Consider the following 25,684-nt stretch of genomic DNA (forward strand, 5'->3'; position numbering starts at 1 on the left):
CCCTGGCGTGGTACCGGCCAGTGATCAGAGCGCGGGAGGCGAGCCGGCGGACCGGGAGGCGAACCGGATGACCCGCTTATCGAACAGCAGCACGATGACAACAGCGGCGGGAAGGAGCATGGCCAGGCCCGCCAGCGGATAGCCGCCGGTAAGGGTCGGGAATCCTATGGTGAGCACGAACAGTTGCGCCACCAAGGCACCTGCCCGTGGCCAGCGGAAGCCCCTGAACAGGAACACGGCAACGGCATACAGCCACGATGCGAAAGCCAGCAGTAAAGCAAGGGTAAAGACGGCGCCCCAGAACGAAAGAACAGGGGCGGCAGTCAGGAGCTGGAGTCCGTACCAGCCGGCAGCGGCCAGCAGGGCGGTGGCTTCGGCCGCGACAACCGCAGAGATCACGGCGATTGGACGGGGACGCCCGCTGAGGGACGATGGCGTCTCCGGCGTGCGCTGATGTTGGAAGCTGCCGTTATCGCCAGGCTCGGAGGACGGGTCGGAAGGGCTGGCTGGGGGTCTTGACACACTGGCACCCTACCGGAGATAGTCGACACTCGGCGGGGGGCGGCTGCTCGGTGTGATGCATCGCTCACGTTTCGGAGGCATTTCGTGGACCACTACCCCTTGTTTACACAGCGTTAACATGAAACGCTTGATTCAGATGACCAAGGGGGCCCTCAGGGCCCCTTTCCTATGTAGGCCCTAGTGAATATTTTCACAAGTGGCAATTGACTTCCCAGGAATGGAGTGACTGATCAGCATGGATTGGCGTAACCGCGCAGCGTGCCTTGACAAGGACCCGGAGCTTTTCTTCCCGGTAGGAAACACGGGCCCAGCCCTGCTTCAGATCGAGGAAGCCAAGAGCGTGTGCCGCCGGTGCCCCGTGGTCGACACGTGCCTGCAGTGGGCGCTCGAGTCCGGCCAGGATGCCGGCGTCTGGGGCGGCATGAGCGAAGACGAGCGCCGTGCACTCAAGCGCAGGGCAGCCCGCGCACGCCGGGCCTCCTAGCCCGCCAGTTTCGGCCAAAGGCCGCGGACCTATGGTCCGCGGCCTTTGCTGTTGCCCAAGGGCTTTCAGGCCTGCCTTGCCTGCCGCGCCCGCCTGCCGCTACCGGTTTGCCAGGCTCAGCACGATCTGGACAGCAGTACCGCCGCCCTCCCGGGGCATCCACTGGATGGTTCCGCCCAGTTCGCTGGTAACGAGGGTCCGGACGATCTGAAGCCCAAGGCCCTCCACGTGGGGGCTGTCCGGAAGTCCCACGCCGTCGTCTGCCACCGTCACCGTGAGCAGCTCAGCTCCGTCCTCCGCCTCTGACCTGTCGGCCAGCAGCCAGACTGTTCCGGTCCTGCCTTCCAGCCCGTGCTCGACGGCGTTCGTCACCAGTTCATTGATCACCAGCGCGAGCGGGGTGGCAAAGTCGCTGGGGAGCTCTCCAAACTGACCCGATCTCTGGGTTTTCACCTGCTGCGAGGGTGAGGCAACCTCGGCGGAAAGCCGGAACTGCCGTCCGATCAGCTCATCGAAGTCAACGCTCTGCGTGAGCCCCTGCGAAAGCGTCTCGTGAACCAGGGCAATCGTGGCAACGCGCCGCATGGCCTGTTCCAATCCCTGTTTTGCTTCGTCGCTGACCATGCGGCGGGACTGCATCCTCAGCAGCGCGGCCACTGTCTGCAGATTGTTCTTGACCCGGTGGTGGATTTCACGAATGGTGGCGTCCTTTGTGACGAGCTCCATTTCCCGGCGCCGCAGCTCCGACACATCGCGGCACAGCACCAGTGCCCCGAACCGCTGCTGTTCGTCGCGGAGTGGAATCGCCCGCAGGGACAGGCTGACCCCCCTGGATTCGATCTCGCTGCGCCATGGCATGCGTCCGGTGACAACCAGGGGCAGCGTTTCATCGACCATGCGGCGGTCCTTCAGCAGGCCGGCCGTGACTTCCGCGAGGGAACGCCCCTCCAGCGACTCGCCGTCTCCGAGCCTGCGGAACGCGGAGACACCGTTCGGGCTCGCATACTGCACGATGCCCTCGGCATCGAGCCGGATGAGTCCGTCACCGACACGGGGCGCCCCACGGCGGGAGCCCGTGGGCGAGGCAAAGTCGGGCCAGAGGCCCAGCGTACCCATGCGCAGCAGGTCGTAGGCGCACTGGCGGTAGGTCAGCTCAAGCCGGGACGGCATGCGCGAACTTGAGAGATCCATGTGCGACGTGACCACAGCAAGGGTTCGGCCGTTCCTGACCATCGGCACGGCTTCCACCCGGAGCGCCATCTCACTGCTCCAGTTGGTTTCGCTGGAACGCTCGATCGTGCGGCTTGCCCACGCCTTGTCCACGAGGACCTGAAGGTCGGACCGGATGCCCTCCCCGACGAAGTCGGCATGGAATACCGTATGCGTCGTGGAGGGCCGCACGTGGGCAAGCGCCACGTAGCCATACTCCGGGTGCGGAAACCAGAGGGCGAGGTCGGCAAAGGCGAGATCGGCCACCATCTGCCAGTCGCCCACCAGGAGGTGCAGCCACTCGGCATCCCCCGGCCCAAAATCAGCATGTTCCCTGATGGGGTCCGTAAAGATTGCCACTGCACCTCCAGATTTCGACGCGGAACGATGTCCTAGCGCCGGACGATTGACCTCAAGAGCCTCAATGCTACCGACAGCGAGGCCATGTCGTCCGCCTCGAGGGCGTTGACCTCATCGAACATGCTCTTCGCACGCCCCAGTTGCTCGGCGTTGAGTGCCTCCCAGGCCTTGAGCCGGTCCTCTGCCGGTGCCCCTGCATCGGTCGACTCCAGCACGGCCGTCGTCATGTCTGAAACGGTCGAGTAAAGATCGTCCCGCAAGGCAGCGCGGGCGAGTGCCTGCCACCTGTCCTGGCGGGGCAGCGAACTGATCCGTTCGAGCAGGGAGTCCGCATGGAAGCGGTTGAACACGGTGTAGTAGACGTGGGCGATTTCGCCCACCGGCTCCGTGCGGCTGTGAGTGATCTTCGCGATGTCCAGCAGGACGAAGCTCTCAAAGAGCTCGGCCCAGCGGTGGGCAATATCTTCAGGCAATCCCCAGGACCGTGCCTTTTCAAGCCACTCAGCCACCCGTTCGCGGTCATCGCCGCGCAGGTAATCCAGAAGGCGGGCACGCATGGGATCCATGAGCGGCTTGAATTCTGCAACTATGTCCGCGATGGGCCGGGAGGTGTTCCCCTGTCCAAGGACCCAGCGCACCGCCCGGTCCAGAAGCCTTCTGATGTCGAGGTGAACCGTGCTCCAGTGCTCCGTGGGGAACGACGCCGGAAGGTCGTTGAGTTCGGACACCATGTTGTCCAGCTCGTAAACCTCGCGGAGCGCTACGAACGCTTTGGCCACCGCCACTTCGCTCGCGGATGTTTCTTCCATGGTCCGGAAGACGAAGGTGATGCCGCCCATGTTGATCATGTCATTGGCGACCACGGTTGCGATGATTTCGCGGCGCAGCGGATGCGTGTCCAGTTCGGTATCGAATCGTTCCCGCAGCTGCTTGGGGAAATACTCGCGCAGCGTCTGCCGGAACCAGGGGTCGTCGGCAAGGTCGCTGTCACGCAGCGCCGTAGCCAGCTCGATCTTGGCATAGGCTGCAAGCACTGACAGCTCGGGCGAGGTCAGGCCCTGCCCCTGCTCCAGCCGTTCATGAAGGACAGCGGTGGATGGCAAAGCCTCCAGGTCACGGTTGAGGTCCGCGGCCTTTTCCAGCCAGTCCATCAGCCGTTCGTAGCTCGGGCTCCATTCGGCCACACGTTGACGGTCGTTGAGCAGCAGGATGTTCTGGTCGATGTTGTCTTCCAGGACAAGCCGGCCCACTTCGTCGGTCATCGATGACAGGAACTCCGCCCGCTCTTCCGGATCGAGCTTCCCCGCAGCGACCATCCGGTCGACGAAAATCTTGATGTTGACCTCGTGATCCGAGCAGTCGACGCCTGCCGAGTTGTCTATGGCGTCCGTGTTAAGGATGACGCCCTGAAGTGCAGCCTCGATGCGGCCGCGTTGTGTCATACCCAGGTTTCCGCCCTCGCCCACCACTTTTACGCGGAGGTCGCGTCCGTCGACCCGGATGCCGTCGTTGGCCTTGTCCCCCACCATCGCGTGGGACTCGGTGCTCGCCTTGACATAGGTGCCGATGCCTCCGTTGTACAGCAGGTCTGCCGGCGCCAGCAGGATGGCCCGCAGCAGTTCGGGCGGGCTCAGCTGGGTGGTTGACTCTGGCAGGCCGAGAGCCGCCCGCACTTGGGGTGAGACGGCAATGGACTTGGCCTGCCGGGGGTAGACACCGCCTCCTTCACTGATGAGGCTCTTGTCGTAGTCGTCCCATGAGGACCGCGGCAATTCGAACAGCCGCTGGCGCTCTGCGTAGGACTTTTCCTCGTCCGGGTTCGGGTCCAGGAATATGTGGCGGTGATCGAAGGCAGCGAGCAGCCGGATGTGCTTTGACAGCAACATCCCGTTTCCGAAGACGTCACCGGACATGTCGCCTACGCCGACTACAGTGAACGGTTCCGACTGCGTGTCGAGGTCCAGCTCGCTGAAGTGGCGTTTGACCGACTCCCACGCCCCCCTGGCTGTGATGCCCATGGCCTTGTGGTCGTATCCCACAGAACCGCCGGAGGCGAAGGCGTCGCCCAGCCAGAAGCCGTACTCTGCCGCAAGCGCGTTTGCGATGTCGGAAAACGTCGCAGTGCCCTTGTCCGCTGCCACCACGAGGTAGGAGTCGTCGTCGTCGTGCCTGACAACGTTTTCGGGCGCAACGAGCCGCTCACCGTCAGGGCCGGTCACAAGGTTGTCAGTGATATCGAGCAGTCCGCGGATGAACGTCTTGTAGCTTTCGATGCCCTCCGCCATCCATGCAGCCCTGTCCACCGCGGGATCGGGCAGACGCTTCGCGAAGAAACCGCCCTTTGCGCCGGTGGGAACAATGACGGCGTTCTTCACAGTCTGGGCCTTCACCAGCCCCAGGATTTCCGTACGGAAGTCTTCCCGCCGGTCGGACCAGCGAAGACCGCCGCGGGCGACCTTGCCGAACCGCAGGTGGACGCCCTCGACCCGTGGGGAGTAAACCCAGATTTCGAACTGCGGCCGCGGGAAGGGCAGGCCCTCGATGCCTGCGGGGTGCAGCTTGAAGCTCAGGTAGGGCTTCTCCTGGTAGAAGTTTGTGCGCAGCGTTGACTCGATCAGGTTCGTGAAGGTCCTGAGGGCGCGGTCGGCGTCGAGGGTCGCGACAGTTTCAATGGATGCGGCAAGCTCGGCACGGACCTTTGCCTGCCGTTCATCGCGTTCCAGCTCTGTCAGCGCTGGATCGAAGCGGGCTTCGAACAGCGCGCTGAGACCCTTGGTGACCTCCGGGTTGGCCAGCAGCGTATCGGCCAGGAATTCGAAGGAGTTTGTATTGCCCATCTGGCGCATGTATTTGGCGTAGGCCCGCAGCACAACCACCTGTCGCCAGTTCATGCCTTCGCGCAGCACGAGCCGGTCAAAGCTGTCCGATTCCGCGGCTCCCGTCACCGCAGCACCGAAGGAATCAGCGAGCAGCTGGCCCGTGGATAGCGGGTCCACGCCGGCAGGGAATTTCAGCCCCAGGTCATAGAGGAAAAAGTCGCGGTTGTCGGCCGTTTCGATTTCGAAAGGCCGCTCGTCCAGGACCTCAAGCCCGAGGTTATGGAAGTAGGGAAGGATCTGGCTGAGGCTCTTGGGCTCGAGCATGTAGAGCTTGACCCGTGCATCCTCTTCGAGCGTTGCCCCCGCCCCCGCTGGAAGGTAGACATGCACGCCCGGGCGCTCCTGCTTCGCTCCTCCGCTTCGTTCTGCCGCCGCCCCGTACTTTTCAAACCTCTCAATGTCTTCCAGTGCGTCTTCCACCTCGTAGTCCACGCGGTAGCTCGCGGGAAAGGCCTCCGCCCAGAGCTCTGCAAGTTCTTTGGAGCCCTCGCCATCGCCCCGGTCGCGCAGGACTTCGCTGATGCCTTCGCCCCATGACCGCGCTGCTCGGACGAGCCGCTTCTCCAGGTCCTCAGTGTTGACATTGCTGACGTCGGCGCCCTTGGGCAGCCGGATCCGGAAGAACAGCCGGGCCAGGGCTGACTCCGTCATCCTCGCCTCGTAGTCGATGGATTGGGCGTGGAAGGTCTCGCGCAGTTCCTGTTCGATCCGGAGACGGACGTTGGTTGTGTACCGGTCCCGTGGCAGGTAGACGACGGCGGACATGAACCGGCCGTAGATGTCCGGCCGCAAAAACAGCCGGGTGCGGCGGCGTTCCTGCAGTCTTTGGATGCCGGTGGCCGTCGCAGCCAGATCGGGGATTTCGATCTGGAAGAGTTCGTCCCGGGGGTACGTTTCGAGGATGCCGAGCAGGTCCTTGCCCGAGTGCGAATCTGGCGGGAACCCAGCGCCCCGGAGGACGGCTTCCACCTTTTCCCGGACGATGGGGATGTTCCGGACTGAACCGGTGTAGGCGCTGGTCGCAAAGAGTCCGATGAAGCGCTGTTCCCCATTGACGTTGCCGGCCGCGTCAAAGCTTTTCACACCGATGTAATCGAGGTATGCCGGGCGGTGCACCGTCGAGCGCGAGTTGGCCTTGGTGATGACCAGGGCCTTTTTCTCGCGCGCCTTCCGTCTGCCGGCGTCCGTGAGGTGCTGGACATGGGGCGTGTCACGGTGGGCGCGCAACAACCCGAGCCCGCTGTCCTCCCGGAGTTCCAGGACATCTTCCCCTGCCTCGTTGATGAGGTCATATTCGCGGTAGCCAAGGAATGTGAAGTTTCCTTCGTCCAGCCACCGAAGCAGGTCCTGGGCCTGACGCAGTTCCGCGATTTGAGAGGGATTGGCAACTTTGTCGAGGGATTCGGCTATCTGCCTCGCCTTGTTGCGCATCTTCGGCCAGTCTTCGACCGCTGCCCGGACGTCCCCCAGGACCCGTTCGAGGCCTTCCTTCAGGCGAGGCTTTGCCTCCTCATCAGCGCGGCCAATCTCCACCGCGATCCACGATTCCATATGGGTTGTGTTGTCACCCTCGGCAATCAAGTGGGACAGGCTAGGGAGTGCAGCGGTGTCGCCGCTGGAAATGCCGACGCTGGACGGCACCCTGTTCACTTTGACAAGCTCATGGGTCTGGCGGTTGCGGGTGACGACGAACATGGGGTGGACAACGAGGTGGATGGCCGAATTTTGGCGGACCAACTCTGCGTTCACGGAATCCACCAGGAAGGGCATGTCATCCGTAACGATGTACACGACGCTGCGGTCCGCTTCATCAACAATTGAGATATTGGCGGTGCCCGGCTCCCTGCTCGCCGCGACCTTCTTGTGCGTCTCGGCCCGCTGACTCAGGAGGTCGTTCGGATAAGCACGAAAGTCCTCCTCTGCGAGGTGCTCATAGTAGTCCGCAAAGAAGCCCTCTTCGGCTCCAATCGGACGGGACTGATCCTCCACGCTGGACCCAGACGACATTGATAAACGCCTCCATCACAAGTTCATGGCCGCACCGTTGCAACCTTAATCGTGAGCCTAGCCCCTCAGCCAACGCTTTGTTGTGGAAGAAAATACAGAGGATCGGCGGTTTTGCTGGCCAGGTGCACAAACCAGCCCGGCTATGCCGGAGCGAAGGGGCGAATCCGGAGCTGCCTCGAGCAGCAAAGACCCTGACAGCAGCGCCGTGTCAGCCGCCCCTGGATCGGACGGAAGGAACGCCTTGATGCCGGTCGCCGGGCCAAAGCGGTCCCACGCTTCGCGGAGTTGCCGTTCAGGTGAGCGCCCCACCGCTGCGGCGCGCACCTTGTTCATCACAACTTCCGGCCGCAGGCCCGGCACTGCCGTATCCAGTTCGGCGAGACCCCTGACCAGCCGGGGAACCCCGATGGAATCCGCGGACCCTACGGCGAAGACCGTATCGGCCAGTTCCAGGCTCCTGAGGGTGGCAGCGTTGCGGCGGGGCGCCATCGTGTCAAAGCTGAGCTCCTCGTCAGCCTCAAGGCAGAATCCGGTGTCAACGACAACAACGTCTGCGATGTCTTTGGCCCGCTCAAGGACACGTGCCAGCGCGGTGGCCCGAAGTTCCGTCCAACGGTCTGCCCGGGTTATGCCGGTCAGGACCCGCAGGCTTCCCGATTTCATGGAAACTGGCACTGCCACCCGAAGCAGTGATGCTGTGTCGAGCAGCCCCTGGTCCGCCAGCCGGCAGGCCTGCGCAAGGCCGGCCGCCTCGTCCAGGAGCCCGAGAACCGCGCCGACGCTGGCCCCATAGCTATCAGCGTCAATAAGCAGGACGGACTTTCCCTCCGCAGCCAGTTCGCCGGCAATGTTCACAGCCAGCAGGGTCCGTCCGGGGGATCCGGCAGGACCCCATACTGCGATGATCTGGCCGGTTCCAGGCGCGGCCGGAGGGTTGCCGGCGTCGTCGGTGCCGGGCCGCAAGACAGCCCCCGCCTCAGCCAAACTTTGCTCCCCTGTCGCCATGGCGGCATTGACCCGCCCCGGGAACTGGGCAACTGCCTCGGAGATACACTCAGCCAGTGCTGCGGATTCCACGGTCGAAATGACCGCGGACGCGCCGATACCGCGCAACCGCGAGGATTCTTCCTCGCTGTCCGTCAGGGCGACGATGGCAACACCCACCGCGGCGAGCCTGTCGACCAGGGAGGCAGTCAGTTCCTCGCTCCCCTTTGCGACGACAGCGGCCCGGGCGAGACCGCTTTGGCACGCAGCCAGCAGCTCCGTCAACTCAGTGCACCGCCGCACGACAGTGACGGGCCCGTGAAGCCTCTCGAGGCCGCCGACCAGATCTTCCTGGGCCTGCCCGACGGTGACGACGGGAATGCTCATTTGGCGGCACCGCCGGGATTCCACACCACGGAAATCTTGGCATCGTTCGCCTGTGCCCCCAGGAGGGAAGGCATATGCTCATCGCCCACCAAGACCATCAGGACGGTGGATTTCGAGGATCCCAGAGCTGTCGAACCGGGTGAGACCTGGGCAATTTCCGCGCCCGGGAGAAGGAGTTTCGGCTGGGCAAATCCGTTGCGCGCATCGGGCATGGACACCCAAACGTCAACACGGGTGCCGGCCACTGCCTGGTCGGGCAGCGCTTCCTGCACCGTAACGGCGACCGGCTTCCTGTCCAGCACGTCGACATTTCCCAGGCTTTCCCGGGGCAACAGTTGGTCCTTTCCGATGCGCTGGACAGCCACCACACCTTCCGGCATCCCGGACTCCGCCGTTATGTAGCGGGACTCCACGTCTCCCAGCCTCACTTTTACGCGGCTGACGTTATCGGGAGTGAGTTTCTCTCCGACTCCTATCGCTTCGCGGGCGGCGAAGACTTCAGTGGTCTTATCCGCGCTGCCGAGCAGTGAAATCACGCCCATCACCGAGGCGAGGATCAGCAGCACCCCCACAAGGAGCCTTGGATCCTTCCACGAAGGTTTCTTCAGACGGGCCCCTGTGGCTGCGGCGCTGGACATCATGCGTACGTGCTCCCCCTTGACGCGTCAGGCGCGTTGGCTGCGCCAGTCATGATTATTGATACGGCATCCTTGGCCAATCGGGAAGTCCGGGGTCCAAACATCATCAAACTGTGGATAACGGAACCATCTGCACCCAGTGGTGGCAGAATTGAGCTATGCCCCGTTTCCTCACTCTTGCAGACGTAGCCGAGCAGCTCCAGATCAATTCGCCCGCTGCCTATGCACTTGTGCGTAGCGGCGAGCTCAAGGCCATTCAGGTGGGTGGCCGCGGTCAGTGGCGCGTCGAGGAGAAGATGCTCGAACAGTACATTGAGGAGCGTTATGCCGAGGCAAGCCGGATGATCGAAGAGTCAAAGTCCAAGTCGGACTGATCGCTCCTCCTCCCCCGAAAAACGCTACAGTTCCCCGGAGCGCATTGAGCGAAGTGCAAGCAAAGACCCAAAGGGAACGGTTGCAACGTCCACGACGTTCGATGCCCTGCGGGCTTCACCCGGTGGCGTCACAGCGAAGTCCAGAAAGTCTCGCCCCACCCGGTCGATGACGCCGGAAATCCGTACCTCGCCAGCCCTGCCTCTGCCCAGCAATACCGTGAGCGGCACCCTGTCCCGGGCCAGGCTCCGAAGCGCGTTGGCCAAACCCAGCTTTCTCCGTACTGCCGATGGCTCACCCACGGCGTAGCGGCCCATCCCCCTGTAATGGGACACCGCAGCGTAGGGAATAAGGACCTGGTGCGCTTCCTCATCGATCACCAGGCTTTCTGCACCCGCATGACTCAGGGTTCCCATGAAGTCCGTACCGGAGACCAGGTGAACGCCAAGGCTCCGGCCAAGTGATCCGCGGAGGCGATCGGCCATGCTAATGGACGCCATGTCAGCCCGTGACCGCTCCGATACTTCGGACTCCCGGCCCAAGACCGCGGCCTCCGCCATCTGCGCCTCGAGGTCTTCAAACAGGGCATTCCATCGCATGGCGCAACCATAAGCGCGTCTCCAGCAACGGTCAATTCAAGTGAGGGCACATCGGCTCTGGACAGTAGCGACCAAACAGGCGCAAACTGGCTACATCAGGATCAAACAAATCAAACTGCATCAAATGCCATCAAATGCCATCGAATCTTACGAAAGAGCAACTATGGATTCCTCCACCTCAAAGCCCGTCCGCTCAGACGCAGCCCTGGCTTTTGCCATCTTGGGGCTAGGGGGCTTTCTGGCCTTCACGGGGGCAGGTCTCATCGGTCGGTGGCAGCACTCCGCATCCCGGGGGCAATCCGTCGCGTTCGAGGATCTCCTTGGCTTGGTAGCAGCAGCTGTCGGGCTCGTCATAGTGGCCTGGTGGGTGCTGTCCCTCACGGCGGCCCTCGGGGCAGCCGTGCTGGCACGGGCCGGACGAAAGCGCGCCGCGGCCATCACCGGACGCTTCAGCCCGGCATTCATGCGTCGGCTCGCCCTGGGGGCCTTGGGGATGCAATTGTTTGGGGCACCCATCGCCCACGCAGATGCGTTACCGGGGCAGGGACTGGTCGCAGACCAAACGGTTGCAGTATCTGCTGCGTGGGCGCCCACCCAAGATCAGGGCGCCGAGAGTCCGGTCCCGTCCTCTGTCAGCCGAGCGTTCGCCGCCGAGCCGGCGCAAGAAGACCTCGCCGGCGCGGGGGTGGGGGTCCCCCGCACGTCGGATGTACGGCCCCAGTGGCGGCCACATCCGCCAGTTCCGGCGCCCACGTTTGTCACCTCGGCCCCGGCCAGGGCGGCGAACAACCAGTCACAGGGCCCCGAGTTCGTGGTCAGAGCGGGTGACTCACTGTGGACGATCGCTGCCACGCATCTGGGCCCCGAAGCCACCGACATCCAGATAGCCAGGGAATGGCCCCGCTGGTTCAGAGCAAACATCGCGACCATCGGCAGCAATCCGGATGTCCTCCTGCCAGGACAGATCCTCAGGGCTCCGTGAGCACAACGGGCACTGCAGCGAGCCCCAGCTTTCCCGCATTTCAGCCTGTCAGGCATTCCGTGGCGTGCCCTCAATTCCATTCAAGCCTAAAGGACCGAATCATGACTGCAGCAACCACCCTCCGGAGCGCGGGCACCCCAGCGCCACAGGCCAGCCAGTCGATGGGGTTGGGTGCAACTGAGGAGGCGCGGGAGATCTGCGCCATCACCAGGTCCACCGTCCAGGCGGCCATAGAAGTCCTCGCCGGCACCAGGCCGATCAATCAGCTGGCGCGGCGGCTGGACCAAAGGTGCCTGCTGGCGCTTCAGCATCGCGCTTGCCTGACCCGGCGCGAGGCTGCCCGCGCACCCCGGAAGCTGGGACGTCTTCACCGGAACCCGACCGTCCGCTCCGTCCGGGCATGCGAAATTACTCCGGACATTTATGAAGCCAGCGCGGTGGTGATCGACGAGCTGAGAGCCCGGGCCGTTGCCGTGCGGCTCGAACGAAGCAAACAGGTCTGGCGCGTCACGGCACTGGAAATCGGCTGAGCATCAGGCAGCGATGGACCGAGAACAGCAACGGAGCTGAGAATAGCAAGGGACCCGGGCGCTTTGCCCGGGTCCCTTGCTGTTGGTTGTCAGTGCGTCCGGTTCTAGCGCTTCTTTTTGCCGTCGCGACGGCTCTGCGAAGCGGCCTTGGCCGGATTCCCGGAGCGTCCTGCCGCCCGGCCCTCGACGCGCGTTTGGGTTCCGCCGCCTTCCGCGGGCGCCGTGTATTGCAGCTGCGCCGGCTTTTCCGGCGCTTCCAGGCCGGCAGCGCGGATCTGCGGCTCATGATGTTCGGTGTGACCGCCGGCAGCATCGGCCACTACCACATCCTCGGCGGGGGTGACCTCAACCTCCAGGTTGAAGAGGAACCCCACGCTCTCCTCACGGATCGCCTCCATCATGGCCTGGAACATGGTGAAGCCTTCGCGCTGGTATTCGACCAGCGGGTCACGCTGGGCCATGGCGCGCAGTCCAATGCCCTCCTTGAGGTAGTCCATCTCATAGAGGTGCTCCTGCCACTTCCGTCCGATGACGGAGAGAACTACGCGCCGTTCCAGCTCGCGCATGCTTTCCGAACCAATGGCTTCCTCGCGGGCCTGGTACACCAGCTTCGCGTCGGAGAGGATCTCTTCCTTCAGGAACTCGACGGTGATGCGCGATTTTCCGCCCGCCTCGTCGATCACATCGTGCGGGGTGACCGTGACGGGGTAGAGCGTCTTGAGGTTCGTCCAGAGCTGGTCGAAGTCCCAGTCGTCTCCGTTGCCTTCGGCCGTGGCCGCGTCGATAAAGGCATTAATGGTGTCCTCCAGGAAGAACTGCACTTTTTCGTGCAGGTCGTCGCCCTCGAGGATCCGGCGGCGGTCACCGTAGATGGCCTCGCGCTGGCGGTTGAGGACGTCGTCGTATTTCAGGACATTCTTGCGCTGCTCCGCATTCCGGCCCTCCACCTGGCCTTGGGCCGAGGCGATGGCCCGGGAAACCAGCTTAGATTCGAGCGCCACATCATCGGGTACCGAGCTGTTCATCAGACGCTCGGCAGCCCCGGAGTTGAACAGGCGCATGAGGTCGTCGGTAAGCGAGAGGTAGAAGCGAGATTCGCCGGGGTCGCCCTGACGTCCCGAACGGCCACGGAGCTGGTTGTCGATCCGGCGTGACTCGTGCCGTTCGGTGCCCAGTACGTACAGCCCACCCAGGTTCAGCACTTCCTCGTGCTCTTCCTTGACCGCCTGCTTGGCGGCGTCAAGCGCCTGCGGCCACGCGGCCTCGTACTCCTCGGAGTTCTCCTCCGGATCCAGCCCCTTTTTGGCGAGTTCCGCGATTGCGGTGAACTCGGCGTTTCCGCCCAGCATGATGTCCGTACCGCGGCCAGCCATGTTGGTGGCCACCGTGACTGCGCCCTTGCGGCCGGCCTGTGCAACGATCGCCGCTTCCCGCGCATGGTTCTTGGCGTTCAGCACCTCGTGCCGGATGCCTTCCTTGGCCAGCAGCCGCGACAGGTACTCGCTCTTCTCGACGCTGGTGGTGCCGACCAGGACGGGCTGGCCCTGTTCATGCCGCTCGGCGATGTCCTTGACCACCGCATCGAACTTGACGGTTTCGTTCTTGTAGACCAGGTCCGGCCGGTCGATCCGCTGCATGTCCCGGTTGGTCGGGATGGCGACTACCCCGAGCTTGTACGTGCTCATGAACTCGGCGGCTTCGGTTTCAGCCGTACCGGTCATGCCTGACAGCTTCCCGTACATGCGGAAGTAGTTCTGTAGCGTAACGGTGGCGAGGGTCTGGTTTTCGGCCTTGATCTCGACGCCTTCTTTGGCCTCAATCGCCTGGTGCATGCCCTCGTTGTACCGCCGGCCGGCCAGGATGCGGCCCGTGTGCTCATCGACGATCAGGACTTCCCCGTCAAGGATGACGTAGTCCTTATCGCGCTTGAACAGTTCCTTGGCCTTGATGGCGTTGTTCAGGAATCCGATCAGCGGGGTGTTGGCGGATTCGTACAGGTTCTGGATGCCCAGGTAGTCCTCGACCTTTTCAATGCCGCTTTCGAGGACGCCGACGGTGCGCTTCTTCTCGTCGACCTCATAGTCCTTCTCCGGCTGCAGCCGCAGCACAACCTTGGCGAACTCGCTGTACCACCGGTTCGTGTCCCCCTGCGCCGGGCCGGAGATGATGAGCGGTGTGCGGGCCTCGTCAATGAGGATGGAGTCGACTTCATCGACAATCGCGAAGTGGTGCCCGCGCTGGACCAGCTCCGACTTGTCCCAGGCCATGTTGTCGCGCAGGTAGTCGAAGCCGAATTCGTTGTTGGTTCCGTAGGTGATGTCCGCGGCGTACTGCTGGCGGCGGACTGCGGGGTCCTGGTTGGCAAGGATGCAGCCGCTGGTGAGTCCCAGGAACCGGTAGACCCTGCCCATGAGCTCGGACTGGTACTCGGCCAGGTAGTCGTTGACCGTGACGACGTGCACGCCTTTCCCGGCGAGGGCATTGAGGTAGGCCGGTGCCGTGGCGACGAGCGTCTTACCTTCACCGGTTTTCATTTCGGCGATGTTCCCAAGGTGGAGTGCAGCACCACCCATGAGCTGGACGTCGAAATGGCGCAGGCCAAGGGTGCGGGACGAGGCCTCGCGGACCGCGGCGAAAGCCTCGGGCAGGAGATCGTCCAGTGTCTCGCCGTCCAGGTGGCGCTCCCGGAGGCGGTCCGTTTCTTCACGGAGTTCGGCGTCGGAGAACGTTTTGAATGAGTCTTCAAGGGCGTTAATGGAATCGGCATAGTTCCGCAGTTGCCTCAGGGTTTTCTTATCACCTGTGCGGAGAAGTTTTTCGATAAGTGATGCCACGTGAAGTTGCTCCCAGTCTCATGCTGCCGAATTCTGGCGTGTTCAGTCTACGGGAGAGACGCGAAGCGGGTAGCCCTGTTCCCTCAGAGCGGATACTTGCTGTCGGCGCCGCTGATGGCTTCGCCCACCGCCGCGGCAAGGTCCCCTGACGGCGACACGGCCACCTCCCCGAGCCCAAGCCAGTCAGCCATCAGCCGCAGTTCCGCGGCGAGTTCGACGGCGGTGTCCGCCGGGGCGTCCGGCTCGCCGAAGCAAGCCTTGGCCAGCAGTCTGCCGCCGGCGCGGTCGGTCTTCAGGTCAACCCTGGCCACGATGCGGTCCCGCAGCAGGAAAGGCAGGACGTAATAACCGTACCGGCGCTTCGGCTGAGGGGTGTAGATCTCGATCCGGTAGTGGAACCCGAAGAGCTCCTCCAGCCTCCGGCGCTCGAAAACCAGGGAATCGAACGGGCTGAGCAGTGCCCTGCCTGTTGCGGTCCGCGGCAGTCGGGCCTCGACGTGGCGGAACAGTTTCCGGTCCCAGCCGCGAACAGTGACCGGCTCAAGCCGGCCGCTGTCCACAAGATGCTGGACAGACACAGCCGCCGCCTTCATCGGTGTTCTGAAATAGTCGGCAAAGCACCGCACCGTCCCGATGCCGTGTGCCTGCGCCGCAGCCTCGATGAGCCTGTCCATGGCCGACTGGGGATCTTGAGGCGCCTCCAAGTCCAGGGCCGGGAGGATGTGCCTCGTCAGCGCGTACCGGCGTTCGAACTGGTCGGTCCTCGATGCGCAGGAGACAACACCCTCTTCAAACAGATGTTCCAGGACACGCTTGACCGCGTTCCAGTTCCATCCCCAGTTGACGTGTTTGCGGTCCTCTACATGGCCGATGGCCGCCGTAAGTTCGGCGGCGGTCATGGGTTTTCCGGCAGCCAGGGCGTCCAGCACGAGGCGCGTCACGCCTGAGCGCAGCGCTGGATCCATGGCGGACGCTCCCACCCAGGTGCGGTTCTGCCACGTCACGAGGTCTTGGAAATGCTCTGGCCGGATGAAACTCGCCTCATGGGCCCAGTACTCGAGCATCCGCCGGGGATGCCTGCCCGCCATCTGCTGCAGGATCGTACGGTCGTAGTTGCCCAGCCTGGAGAAGAAGGGGAGGAAATGGCTCCGCGCCAGGACATTGACGGAGTCGATTTGGACCAGTTGGATCCGGGCAAAGGTCCGGCCCACCGTCCGTGAAGTCACGGGGCCGGCGGGCCGTCCTTTGTCCAGTCCCTGGGCTGCCAGGGCGATCCGCCGGGCCTGTGAAAGGCTCAGCGTTGCAACCATGTCAGCCCTTTCGTTGTGAGGGCACTATCCTAGGCTGTTGCGGCCGCATCGTCGGAGCGGTACGCGTGGATCTTCTCCTCCAGGGTGTTCTCGCCGGGCTCGCAGTAGTGGTCCAGGGTGATGACGCCGTACGTCCAGCCGCGGCGCCGGTAGACCACTGACGGCGCGTTCGTGGCCTTGTCCACGAAGAGGTAAAAGTCGTGGCCGATAAGTTCCATGTTGTCCACGGCGTCATCCAGCGTGAGGGACGCCGCCGGGAAGATCTTGCGGCGGATCAAAACCGGAGAGTCTCCGGCAGGAATGTCATTGTCGACGTCGTAGCGCGACTTCTCCGCCGGCTCCGGCGCAGGCTCGGTGCGGTTGCTCGCCTCGACGTAGATAGGCTGGTTGGTGCTGGCGGGCTCCAGGGATGCGGTCGCCTCGCGTACCGCTTTGGGCGTGTGCCGCCCGTGGTGCACCTTCTTGCGGTCCTTCGCCCTGCGGAGCCGCTCCAGCAGCTTGTTGTAGGCGAGATCGAACGCGGCGAACTTGTCTGCGGCGCTGGCTTCGGCACGGATTACGGGGCCCCTGCCCAGGACGGTCACTTCAACTGTGAGCTGGTCCCCGGTCTGGCGTGCGTTCGTTTCCTTGGAAACCTTCGCATCCACCCGCTGGACCTTGTCCCCAAGCGATTCGATCTTCGAGATCTTCTCGCCGGCGTATTCGCGGAATCGGTCCGAGACCGTCAGATTTCGTCCGCTAATCATGAACTCCATGGTGCCCTCCAAATGACTTCGGTGACACGACAGCGGCACTTCATGGGGACGATCTGACTGACAGTCGAGCCCCTTTCCGAGCCGCTATCGAAAGGTACAACTGATCTTGGTACCCATAACCGACGTTAGTTCATAGCAACGAGTTATTCATCCTTTCGCCCTTTATTTTTTTCTATGACTCCTGTACCCGGTTGGCTGACCACGGAGGGGCCGGGGAGGGGCTGCGGAGCTGCTGCATCGGGCGCGCGGGTGGCTGCCAGGACTACGGCGCCGCGGACCACGGCCCCGGCCTGGTGCAACGCCCGGGCGGCCTCCGCGAGCGTCGCACCGGTGGTGAGGACGTCGTCGACAATGATGCACGGGCGCCCTGCCAGCCCCCTTTCCCCCGCCTTCCAGGCAACCCGCATGGAGCCGCGCACCCTCCCTGCCCGCGCCCCTCGGCTCAGCCCCTTCTGTCCGCCCGACGTTGCCGTGCCCGTGGCCACCGTGGGCGCCCTGATCTTCCGGAGGACGTCCTTGCACTCCAGGCCATCAAGGAAGCCGTGGCGGCGGAGATAGCCGACCAAGAGGTGTACCGGCGTGAAGCCGCGCTTCCGGTACGCACCGTTACTGCTGGGCACAGGCACAAGCCAGATGTCCCGGTCGGTGCCAACGGCGGCAAGGATCGCCCGTCCCAGCGCCTTTCCCAGCGATGCGGTCAGGGGTCCCTGGCCATGGCGTTTGAAGGAGAGCACAGACTGTGCCAGCTCCTCGCGGTAAATGCCGGCCGCCACCACCGGCAGAAGGACGGAGCCGTCCGTGCCCATCAGGGCCGGAGCTGCAGACTCGGCCCGAAACGGCCTCCGGGTCAGCAGCCGGACCTGCCGCTCACAGCCGGAGCAAATGGCCCTGTCCTCGTTGCCGCAGCACACGCACTCGACGGGCACCGCCAGCGCCATGAGCTCGGCCGCTGCGTCAGCCAACAGGTCCGCAGCCCGCAGCAGCCGCCGCCGGTGTTCACTGCGGTGCTTCGCCCGTCTGAGCACGTGGGGCAGCAGGTCAGGGTCCCGCGCAGCGCCGCGGACGGATTGCGGGTATCGGGTCTCCACGCAGCAAGCATCGCCCGGACGCGACGACGGCGGAAGACGCTCCCGCGCCGTTGTGGAAAACGCCGCGTGAAAAAGCCGATATAGAAGGCTACGTGCAATCAGCCGGGGAATGAGGGATCCAAGGGCCCCTTCAGCTGTGGCGACCAGCCGTTCCCCAGTCTTTGGAAGACGCCGTCCGCGGACTGGGCGTAGATTTCCTCGGATCCATTGCCGGCGCTGAGTGCTACCAGGCCGCGCCACGGCGCGAGCTTCTGCGGCTGAGTGGACGTGAGGGAGAGCAGTTCCGGGGCGACGTTCCCCGAGGCCGCGCCCTTCATCACCGCTACCGTTGTGTCGGTGACCCAGACTCCTTGGTTCGGGCTGGTGCCCGACTGCAGGGTGATCGGCGAGGTCAGCTCCTTCGGCGTCCCATCGGCGCTGCGGATGATGCCGGTCACTTGGACCCGGGTCACTCCGTTCTGTTCGGAAATGACCAGCGCCCGCACGCCCTCGCGGGAAATGCGGAAATCCTTGACGGTGCGGCCCGCCAGCCAGGACGGGGTCAGCGTAACGGACGGCACTGTGGCTCCTTGCGCTATCCCCGTAGGGCGGAATGCGGTGACCTCGGTGACGCCCTGCGCACCTGGCCCTGCGGTCCAGACCCAGTCGTGCAGGCTAAAGGACGGGCGGGAGAGCGTGCTCCGGGTGATCAGGGCACGCGGGGCCTGCCCCGGAACCATGGAGTACAGGGTGCTTCGGGTGCTGTCGAGAAATGCCACCGTCTGTGAGACGGGCGATTCAGCCGGCGCGCGCGGCTTCAGCCCCGCAACGGACTGCATGTCGGGCAGCGGCGAAATTCTGTTGTTCTCATAGCGCACCAGCTCGTTGTTGCTGACGGCGATCTGGCGGGCCGGAACATTTCTGTTCTGAACGGGCGGCAGCACCGAACCGTTGTCCTCAACACGCACCAGATCCTGGTTGGCCCTAAGCTCCACGTTGATGACATCCGGCTGGCTGCGGAACGTCAGGGCCAGCTGGGTCTGCATCCTCAGCCTGTCTTCCGTGGAAGCCTCGGTGAGTTCCTTGGCAGACAGATCCACCTGGGCAGCTCCGGAAACCACCGGCACGGATTCCCGTGCCAGCTTCATCCCGGACGGGAACGCGCTGACGACGGCGCCCTTGAGATACGGAGCCGGCCCGGCAAGCAGGGCGCTCGTCATCGACTTGACGGTCTTCTTCTTGATAAACCAGCGCACGTCGGGCACGGCGTAGGTAAACGTGGGGTCGTAAAAGTAAATGGGGTAGGCGCCGTAGATCACCTTGAACGTCTCTTCAGGAATGGCGGTGCCGTCCGGAAGTTTGGATATCCGCCACTCCCCGTCCACCTGGGTCAGCGTGACGGGGATGCTCTCCTTGGTTCCTTCCGGCATCTGGGTGGCAACGCCGTCGGCATCCACGGAATACGCGACATCCAGTTCATAGTTGAAGACCCCCTCGACGCCCGTCCGGACCACCCGCTCGGACCGGAAAACCAGCGTGCGCTGGTCGGGCTTCCACGCGACCGACGATGCCTGGGTGAGGTACTGGCGTGCCACGGCGTAATCATCCTCATAACCGCTGCCCGCCAGATAGAAATCCTCGATGACGGCTTCAGGGCTGGACCCCGTGCGGGGCGCAACGGGGAAGAAAACCGGAGCATTGGGATTTCCCGCGCTCTCGTCGGTGCTCTTTCCCACCGGGCCGGACCGGGGAATCTGGGCGCACGCGGCCACCAACAGCAGTACGACGGCGATGAGCGCCGCCACAGCGCGGCCCACCACCGGCGGCCTTCTCATGATCTCTCCCCCGTGGCGGCTGTTTCCGGTGCAACGTCACTTTCCGATACAGCGTCGCCGTCAGGCGCAGCCTCGGTTCCACGAGACTCTGCCCTTTCGTGCGGGGCCGCGGGGGCCCCGTCCGTTTCCTGGTTGCCCAGAACAAGGACGGTGCGGTCGCCGGCCGCGGGAAGGGCGACGTCCGCGGGTTCAAGCTGCAGCGGTGACTTTGTGATCGTTCCGCCCTGTTTCAGGGGAAGGGTCAGCCGGAAGTTCGAGCCCACCCCCTTGTTTCCCCAGGCCTGGAGCCACCCGTTGTGGAGCTTGGTGTCCTCGGTGGCGATCGACAGGCCCAGGCCGCTGCCTCCTGTCGTTCTCGCCCGTGCAGGGTCCGCCCGCCAGAAACGGTCGAAGACCCTGGCCGCTTCGGCGGGGGTCATGCCTATTCCATGGTCACGGACGGTGATGGCAACGGCCGTCGCGTTGGACGCCACCGAAATGTTCACGGGCTTCCCCTCACCGTGTTCCAAAGCGTTCAGCACGAGGTTCCTCAGGATCCGGTCAATCCGGCGGGCGTCCATCTCCACCACGATGCTGCCCTCCGGAGCGTTCAGCGTCATGGCTGAACCGTACTCCTCGGCCACAGGTGCGGCGCCCTCCATGACGTGGGATACGAGCTGGACGATATCCGTGGGCTCCGCATCCAGCATGGCAACGCCGGCGTCAAAGCGGGAGATCTCGAGAAGGTCAGCCAGCAGGGACTGGAAGCGTTCAACCTGGTTGTAAAGCAGCTCCGCGGACCTCTTGTTAATGGGGTCGAAATCGTCACGGGCGTCGTACAGCACCTCAGCTGCCATTCGCACGGTGGTCAGCGGGGTCCGCAGCTCGTGGGAAACGTCGGAGACGAAGCGCTGCTGCATCTGCGAGAGGGTGGCGAGCTGGGTGATCTGCTCCTGGAGACTGGCCGCCATATGGTTGAAGGATGCCCCGAGCCGGGCCATTTCGTCCTCGCCCTTGACGACCATGCGCTCCTGCAACTGCCCGGCAGCGAGCTTTTCGGAAACCACAGCAGCATGGCTGACGGGGCTGACCACATTCCGGGTGACGTACCAGGCAATAGCACCAATCATGATGATCAGTGCCGCACCGCCGGCCCACAGGACGTTTTGGATCTCGTCCAGGGTCTGCTGGGCCGAGTTCAGGTCGTAGATCAGGTAGAGCTCGTAGACGGTGCCGTTGAACGTCACCTTGTTGCCGACGGCGATGCCCGGACGGTCTTCAGTTCCCACGGGAAACTGCATGGAAGCCCAGAACTGGTCTTTGCCGGAATCCTGGACAGCCGCCCTGAGCTCCTTGGGAATGACACTGACGGTCAGCTGGTCCGAAGCCCGGGACTCGACCCAGCGGTTCCGGGGCTTGGTTTGCTCGGGCATCGCTTCAAAGACGTAGCGCCGCTGGATTACGGATCCCCTGCCTTCGACCGCATTCAAGGTGTCGTAGACGAGGGTGATGACGCTGGACTGATCGGTGACCTGGGCGCCGTCGAACGTATCCTGCACCTGCTTGACGTTGTACCGGGTCTCTGACTCCGCCTGCGTCAGCCGTTCCTGGAAGAGATTGTTGGCGATCTGGTTGGACAGGTACGCCCCCACGATCGCAAAGGAACTTATGGACAGCAGCAGGGTGGTCAGGACCGTCCTGAATTGCAGCGAACGGCGCCACCTGCGCTGGACGGAGTGCAGCAGGAACCGGATGCCGGGAAAGACCTTGTCCAGCCCGGTGCGCACGAGCCGCAGGACGCGCAGTGAAACGATCAACGCTCGCCGTCTCCAGATCCGCGCCCGCAGCCGCAGCCGGACATATCCGCCCGAGAAGGCGTCGGTGTGTTCCGGAGCAGGGTGGACAGCCGGCCCGTGCGGGCCATCAGTGCCGGGCGGTACGCCGTGCACCCCCCGCGGGCCGCCGGAGACAGTGTGGACGTCTACCTGTTGTGAATCGGGCGCTGGATCCGGCGCCGCCGCACCCGGCATGGGGGCGCCGACCGCCGGCCCTTTAGGGGCTTCGGAGGGATTCTGGCCCTGGGGTTCAGGAACCTGCTTTATAGCCGACACCACGGACCGTCAATACTACTTCCGGTGCTTCCGGATCACGTTCAATTTTCGACCTCAGTCGCTGGACATGGACATTGACCAGCCGGGTGTCCGCTGCATGGCGGTAGCCCCAGACCTGCTCGAGCAGCAGTTCACGGGTAAAAACCTGCCAAGGTTTGCGCGCCAGAGCGACCAGAAGGTCAAACTCCAGCGGTGTCAGTGAGATCCGCTCGCCGCCGCGGCTCACGGCGTGGCCCGCGACGTCGATGGTGACGTCTGCAATCCGGAGCGTCTCCGGTGCCTTCTGATCGCCCGGGCGAAGCCTGGCCCGCACACGGGCGACGAGTTCGGCAGGCTTGAAGGGTTTCGGCACGTAGTCGTCGGCGCCTGATTCCAGCCCCCGGACGACGTCGGACGTGTCCGATTTGGCAGTCAGCATGACGATCGGGACATCGGACTCCGACCGGATCTGACGGCAGACCTCGATGCCGTCCGTCCCGGGGAGCATCAGATCCAGCAGCACAAGGTCCGGCTTCGAAGAGCGGAAGATATCCAAGGCCTGCGCGCCATCCGCGCAAAAGACTGGCTCAAATCCATCATTGCGCAAAACAATGCCGATCATTTCAGCCAATGCCTCGTCATCGTCCACTACCAGAATGCGTGCCTTCATAGTTATATATTCCCTTATTGCCCTTGCTTTGTCCTATTGACGGCATTCTCGGCATGGCGGGCAGCCCGCTAGGATGCAGCAGGACAGCCCACGCCCCTCAGGAGGATCCAAATGACCATGCCGATTTACCAACAGGCTATGGGGGCAGGGTTCACCCGGCTGCAGCCTGAGCTCCAGGATTACTTTTCGCTCGCACCAGGTTCAGGCAGGTATGGGGTGGGCGAAGGCACCTTTGACGTCGTCGGGTGCCGGCAATCCTGGCTGCGGCCGCTGCTCCGGCTGACGGCAGGCGAACAGGCATTTTTCCCTGAATACGGTGAAAGCGTGCCGTTCCGGATCGAAAACCATGCCCATCTGGATCCGTTTGGCCGTTCCAGCCTGACAGCCCGGCGGGAGATCTTCTTTCCCGGCCGTACCAGAATCTTTCAGGACACCACCAGCGTGTCTTCGGGGACGCACGATGTTTCCGAAGGGCCTGATGGCTCCGGCGGACAGGCCAGGCTCGTTGACTACGTGGGCAGATACCGCAGACTGGTCACCGACCTTAATCTGAGCGCCACCCCTGAGGGCAGGCTCCGTGGCGTCTCCGAAGCGTCCCGGCTGTTCCTGGGCCCGGTGCGACTGCCACTGCCCGCTTCACTCGATGCGAAGGCTTATGCCGAGCAGTGGTGGGAGCCATCAGACGGGGACCGTGGCCATCACCGCATCCAGGTGAAAGTGATCCAGCCGCAGATCGGATTGGTACTGGTCTATGCCGGGCATTTTGATTATCGGCTTGAGTCGTATGCGGAGGGCAGTTCGACGCCGGGATTCCTCCCCGCGTACGCCGCCCCCGATCGCTGGGAACAGCGGAGCTGACGGCCCTTCAGCGCTTTCGGTGCCCGGTGAATCTTGCTGGGCCAGTTCCGGCAGTACTCAGCCCAGCGCCAACTGGTTCAGGGCGTCGGCAACGTGGGTCAGCCGCGTGAGCACCGCGGTGGCGCCGGAGGGGGTAAACCCGTCGAGCCCGCCTGTGGGGGTAATCCTGAGCGTACGCAGTTCCGTCGCAGGCAGACCGACCTGTCGCCAGGGACGCCACACCGCGTCGGCAGCCTCGCCCGCCTTGGCCGGCTCTGCCGCGGGGTTGTCCACTGCCAGGACACCTGCCCACAGCCGCTTGCCTGCCTCTACGGCCTCAGCCAGCTGCTCCCACTGGCGCGACGTGAGCGCTTTGAGGGGAACGGCGATGCCGTCGGCGCCGGCCGCGAGGATCCGCTCAAAGGGCGCCTCGATTTCGGGCACCGAAATGACGACTTCGGCGGCCCCGGCCGCGTGGAGGGCGTCAACCACCACGCGCCAAAGCTCGGACACTTCCTGCCCGGGGACCGAACGCAGGGTCCGGTAGCCGCTGGCTGTTGGAATCGTGCCGGCAAGCACGGAAGCAATGTCCGGTTCGTCGACCTGCGCCACCAGCCGGGCGCCGGGAACGGCGCCCCCCACACGGGCCAGGTGCTCCCCCACTCCGGCGGCGAGGGAAGCGGCGATATCGCGCCGGGCACCATAGTCAATCAGCGCCCGCTCACCGTTGTGCAGGTGCAGTCCGGCGGCCAGGCTCAATGGACCCCGCAGCTGCACCTTGAATTCCGAAGCCGGGCTGTCTTCTTCCCCGGCAACGTCCGCGAGCACGTTGATGTCAGTGGAGAGCGCCGATTTAGCCCTGATCAGGTCCCGCCCCGGACGGTCCACCAGGCGCCAGCCGTGCGGCTGCACGTCCACAGCCAACTCAACGAGGAGGGATGCGGTGCGGCCTATGGCGTCGGCGCCCACTCCGCGGCCGGGCAGCTCGGCCAGGTACGGCAGGTGGGGGTCTCCGAGTTCACCGCGGATGCTGCGTATGGCTTCCAGCGGATCCTGCCCGGGCCATGGTCCCAGCGCCGTGGCCGTCACCTGGCCCTGCTGCGTCTCTTCTGCTGCAGTCACGGCTTAGGCGCTGAGCTGTGTGGTCGGTCCCGCGGCAGGGCTGGCCGGCCCGTCACCACTTTGGCTGCCGGGCCCCCTGCCGGCGCCGTTGTGGTGGTCCTCCGCAATGGCCTCGTGGTGGCGGATGACCTCGCCGATGATGAAGTTCAGGAACTTTTCCGCGAAGGCAGGATCAAGCTGGGCATCCTCGGCGAGCCGCCGCAGCCGGGCGATCTGGGCCGTTTCCCGGCCAGGGTCCCCGGCAGGGAGCCTGTGCGTGGCCTTCAGGAAACCCACCTTCTGCGTTGCTTTGAAGCGTTCCGCCAGGAGATAAACAAGGGTCGCATCGATGTTGTCGATGCTGGACCGGATCGACAACAGCTCCGCCATCACCGCGGGATCCACATGCCCGGCCAGCGAACTTGCGGCGGGATCGTAGGACGCACTGTCAGGCAGATCATGGTTTAGCTCGGTCATGATTCCAGTCTATGGGCACGGCCGGAATGTCCGCCGGTGTTAAGCTGCCGCATGCGCCGACGGCGGACCGACAATGTAAGTGTTCCGGAAAGACCGACGACGGAGGGTGACCATGAGGATCGCAGTGCTGGGTACGGGCGTCGCGGGCAGGACTCTGGGGGGAAAGCTCGTGGAGGTCGGGCACGCCGTCACCATGGGGTCCCGGACTGCCACGAACGAGGCCGCCACGCAATGGGCCGCCGGCGCCGGCCCGCTGGCCAAGGCCGCTACTTACTTCGATGCGGCTGCGGACGGGGAGGTGGTGATCAACGCAACACCGGGCATGGTGTCCCTTGACGTGTTGGCCGCCGCGAGCACCAGGAACCTCGACGGCAAGGTGCTGATCGACGTCGCAAATCCGCTCGATCATTCGGCGGGCTTCCCGCCGTCGCTCTCCATCGCGAATACAGACAGCCTGGCGGAAGCCATCCAGAGAGCCTTTCCCACCGCCAAGGTGGTCAAGGCCCTGAACACCATGCGCGCCGACGTCATGGTGGCTCCGGAGCGGCTGGCCGGCGGCGACCACGACGCCTTTCTGGCCGGCGACGATGCGGAAGCCAAGGCTGTGGTGAAGGGGCTGCTCGCGGAATTCGGCTGGCGGCCGGAACACATCCGGGACCTGGGATCGCTCGATGCCGCCCGCGGAATGGAGATGTGGCTGCCACTGTGGCTGCGGATCTTCCTCACTCAGGGCAACAAAGATCCGTTCAACATCAAGGTGGTTTCCGCCTAGGACC

Annotated in this window: 21 protein-coding genes; 6 read left to right on the top strand and 15 right to left on the bottom strand. The window is 64.1% G+C overall.

What is annotated here, in order from left to right; translation table 11 throughout:
* Nucleotides 1-24: 24 nt before the first annotated feature.
* Nucleotides 25-522 (bottom strand): hypothetical protein, encoded by a 498-nt coding sequence (locus ACIP90_RS08720; RefSeq protein ID WP_400578591.1) that lies wholly within the window; start codon nt 520-522, stop codon nt 25-27.
* Between the two features lie 235 nt (nt 523-757).
* Between ACIP90_RS08720 and ACIP90_RS08725 the strand changes: the two genes are divergently transcribed.
* Nucleotides 758-1,006 carry a WhiB family transcriptional regulator gene (locus ACIP90_RS08725; protein ID WP_003804966.1) on the top strand — a complete coding sequence of 83 codons (249 nt, stop codon included), beginning with the start codon at nt 758-760 and terminating at the stop codon, nt 1,004-1,006.
* A 99-nt stretch (nt 1,007-1,105) separates the two neighbouring features.
* On the opposite strand, the gene ACIP90_RS08730 is transcribed toward ACIP90_RS08725, so the two are convergent.
* From ACIP90_RS08730 to ACIP90_RS08745, 4 genes are read right to left on the bottom strand one after another with little or no spacing between them, the layout of a single operon-like run.
* The gene (locus ACIP90_RS08730) at nt 1,106-2,575 is read right to left on the bottom strand and encodes a sensor histidine kinase (protein WP_400578593.1); all 1,470 of its coding nucleotides are present in this window, start codon (nt 2,573-2,575) and stop codon (nt 1,106-1,108) included.
* A gap of 32 nt (nt 2,576-2,607) precedes the next feature.
* Complete coding sequence (locus ACIP90_RS08735; RefSeq protein ID WP_400578595.1) at nt 2,608-7,461, bottom strand: NAD-glutamate dehydrogenase; 4,854 nt, start codon at nt 7,459-7,461, stop codon at nt 2,608-2,610.
* A 57-nt stretch (nt 7,462-7,518) separates the two neighbouring features.
* Complete coding sequence (locus ACIP90_RS08740) at nt 7,519-8,832, bottom strand: CpaE family protein (RefSeq protein WP_400578597.1); 1,314 nt, start codon at nt 8,830-8,832, stop codon at nt 7,519-7,521.
* Nucleotides 8,829-9,473: a hypothetical protein gene (locus ACIP90_RS08745; RefSeq protein WP_400578599.1), complete on the bottom strand. Its 645-nt coding sequence runs from the start codon at nt 9,471-9,473 to the stop codon at nt 8,829-8,831. Before ACIP90_RS08745 ends, ACIP90_RS08740 begins: the two co-directional genes overlap by 4 nt.
* Before the next feature lie 155 nt (nt 9,474-9,628).
* Here ACIP90_RS08745 and ACIP90_RS08750 point away from each other — a divergent pair, with 155 nt between their 5' ends.
* A complete protein-coding gene (locus ACIP90_RS08750; protein WP_400578601.1) occupies nt 9,629-9,844 on the top strand; it encodes a helix-turn-helix domain-containing protein in 216 nt (71 codons plus the stop codon).
* A 24-nt stretch (nt 9,845-9,868) separates the two neighbouring features.
* Here the strand turns inward: ACIP90_RS08750 and ACIP90_RS08755 are convergent, their stop codons facing one another.
* Nucleotides 9,869-10,441, bottom strand: a complete 573-nt coding sequence (locus ACIP90_RS08755) for a hypothetical protein (RefSeq protein ID WP_400578603.1) — start codon at nt 10,439-10,441, stop codon at nt 9,869-9,871.
* 163 nt (nt 10,442-10,604) lie between these two features.
* On the opposite strand from ACIP90_RS08755, the gene ACIP90_RS08760 reads away from it, so the two are divergent.
* Both ACIP90_RS08760 and ACIP90_RS08765 read left to right on the top strand, forming a co-directional pair.
* Nucleotides 10,605-11,423: a LysM peptidoglycan-binding domain-containing protein gene (locus ACIP90_RS08760; RefSeq protein WP_400578605.1), complete on the top strand. Its 819-nt coding sequence runs from the start codon at nt 10,605-10,607 to the stop codon at nt 11,421-11,423.
* Between the two features lie 101 nt (nt 11,424-11,524).
* Nucleotides 11,525-11,953, top strand: a complete 429-nt coding sequence (locus tag ACIP90_RS08765; RefSeq protein WP_400578607.1) for an Rv3235 family protein — start codon at nt 11,525-11,527, stop codon at nt 11,951-11,953.
* A 104-nt stretch (nt 11,954-12,057) separates the two neighbouring features.
* Here ACIP90_RS08765 and secA read toward each other — a convergent pair whose 3' ends face one another.
* The 7 genes from secA to mtrA form a co-directional block, all read right to left on the bottom strand.
* On the bottom strand, nt 12,058-14,787 hold the full coding sequence (secA, locus tag ACIP90_RS08770) for a preprotein translocase subunit SecA (RefSeq protein ID WP_400578609.1): 2,730 nt from the start codon (nt 14,785-14,787) through the stop codon (nt 12,058-12,060).
* 83 nt (nt 14,788-14,870) lie between these two features.
* Nucleotides 14,871-16,097: a winged helix-turn-helix domain-containing protein gene (locus ACIP90_RS08775; protein ID WP_400578611.1), complete on the bottom strand. Its 1,227-nt coding sequence runs from the start codon at nt 16,095-16,097 to the stop codon at nt 14,871-14,873.
* A 29-nt stretch (nt 16,098-16,126) separates the two neighbouring features.
* The gene (gene hpf / locus ACIP90_RS08780; protein ID WP_400578613.1) at nt 16,127-16,852 is read right to left on the bottom strand and encodes a ribosome hibernation-promoting factor, HPF/YfiA family; all 726 of its coding nucleotides are present in this window, start codon (nt 16,850-16,852) and stop codon (nt 16,127-16,129) included.
* A gap of 143 nt (nt 16,853-16,995) precedes the next feature.
* On the bottom strand, nt 16,996-17,940 hold the full coding sequence (locus ACIP90_RS08785) for a ComF family protein (protein WP_400578615.1): 945 nt from the start codon (nt 17,938-17,940) through the stop codon (nt 16,996-16,998).
* Between the two features lie 98 nt (nt 17,941-18,038).
* Nucleotides 18,039-19,754, bottom strand: a complete 1,716-nt coding sequence (locus ACIP90_RS08790) for an LpqB family beta-propeller domain-containing protein (RefSeq protein WP_400578617.1) — start codon at nt 19,752-19,754, stop codon at nt 18,039-18,041.
* A complete protein-coding gene (gene mtrB / locus ACIP90_RS08795) occupies nt 19,751-21,847 on the bottom strand; it encodes an MtrAB system histidine kinase MtrB (RefSeq protein WP_400578619.1) in 2,097 nt (698 codons plus the stop codon). The genes ACIP90_RS08790 and mtrB overlap by 4 nt, the downstream gene beginning before the upstream one ends.
* The gene (gene mtrA, locus ACIP90_RS08800; protein WP_400578621.1) at nt 21,819-22,493 is read right to left on the bottom strand and encodes an MtrAB system response regulator MtrA; all 675 of its coding nucleotides are present in this window, start codon (nt 22,491-22,493) and stop codon (nt 21,819-21,821) included. Before mtrA ends, mtrB begins: the two co-directional genes overlap by 29 nt.
* A 111-nt stretch (nt 22,494-22,604) precedes the next feature.
* Between mtrA and ACIP90_RS08805 the strand changes: the two genes are divergently transcribed.
* Nucleotides 22,605-23,351: a DUF4166 domain-containing protein gene (locus tag ACIP90_RS08805; RefSeq protein WP_400578623.1), complete on the top strand. Its 747-nt coding sequence runs from the start codon at nt 22,605-22,607 to the stop codon at nt 23,349-23,351.
* Between the two features lie 57 nt (nt 23,352-23,408).
* On the opposite strand, the gene ACIP90_RS08810 is transcribed toward ACIP90_RS08805, so the two are convergent.
* Both ACIP90_RS08810 and ACIP90_RS08815 read right to left on the bottom strand, forming a co-directional pair.
* Nucleotides 23,409-24,452 carry a hypothetical protein gene (locus ACIP90_RS08810; RefSeq protein ID WP_400578625.1) on the bottom strand — a complete coding sequence of 348 codons (1,044 nt, stop codon included), beginning with the start codon at nt 24,450-24,452 and terminating at the stop codon, nt 23,409-23,411.
* 3 nt (nt 24,453-24,455) lie between these two features.
* A complete protein-coding gene (locus ACIP90_RS08815) occupies nt 24,456-24,908 on the bottom strand; it encodes a chorismate mutase (protein ID WP_400578627.1) in 453 nt (150 codons plus the stop codon).
* 112 nt (nt 24,909-25,020) lie between these two features.
* Between ACIP90_RS08815 and ACIP90_RS08820 the strand changes: the two genes are divergently transcribed.
* Entirely contained in the window at nt 25,021-25,680 is a 660-nt protein-coding gene (locus ACIP90_RS08820; RefSeq protein ID WP_400578629.1) for an NADPH-dependent F420 reductase, read from the top strand.
* Nucleotides 25,681-25,684: the final 4 nt, after the last annotated feature.

Source organism: Arthrobacter sp. NPDC093139, assembly GCF_044754165.1.
Lineage (GTDB): Bacteria > Actinomycetota > Actinomycetes > Actinomycetales > Micrococcaceae > Arthrobacter.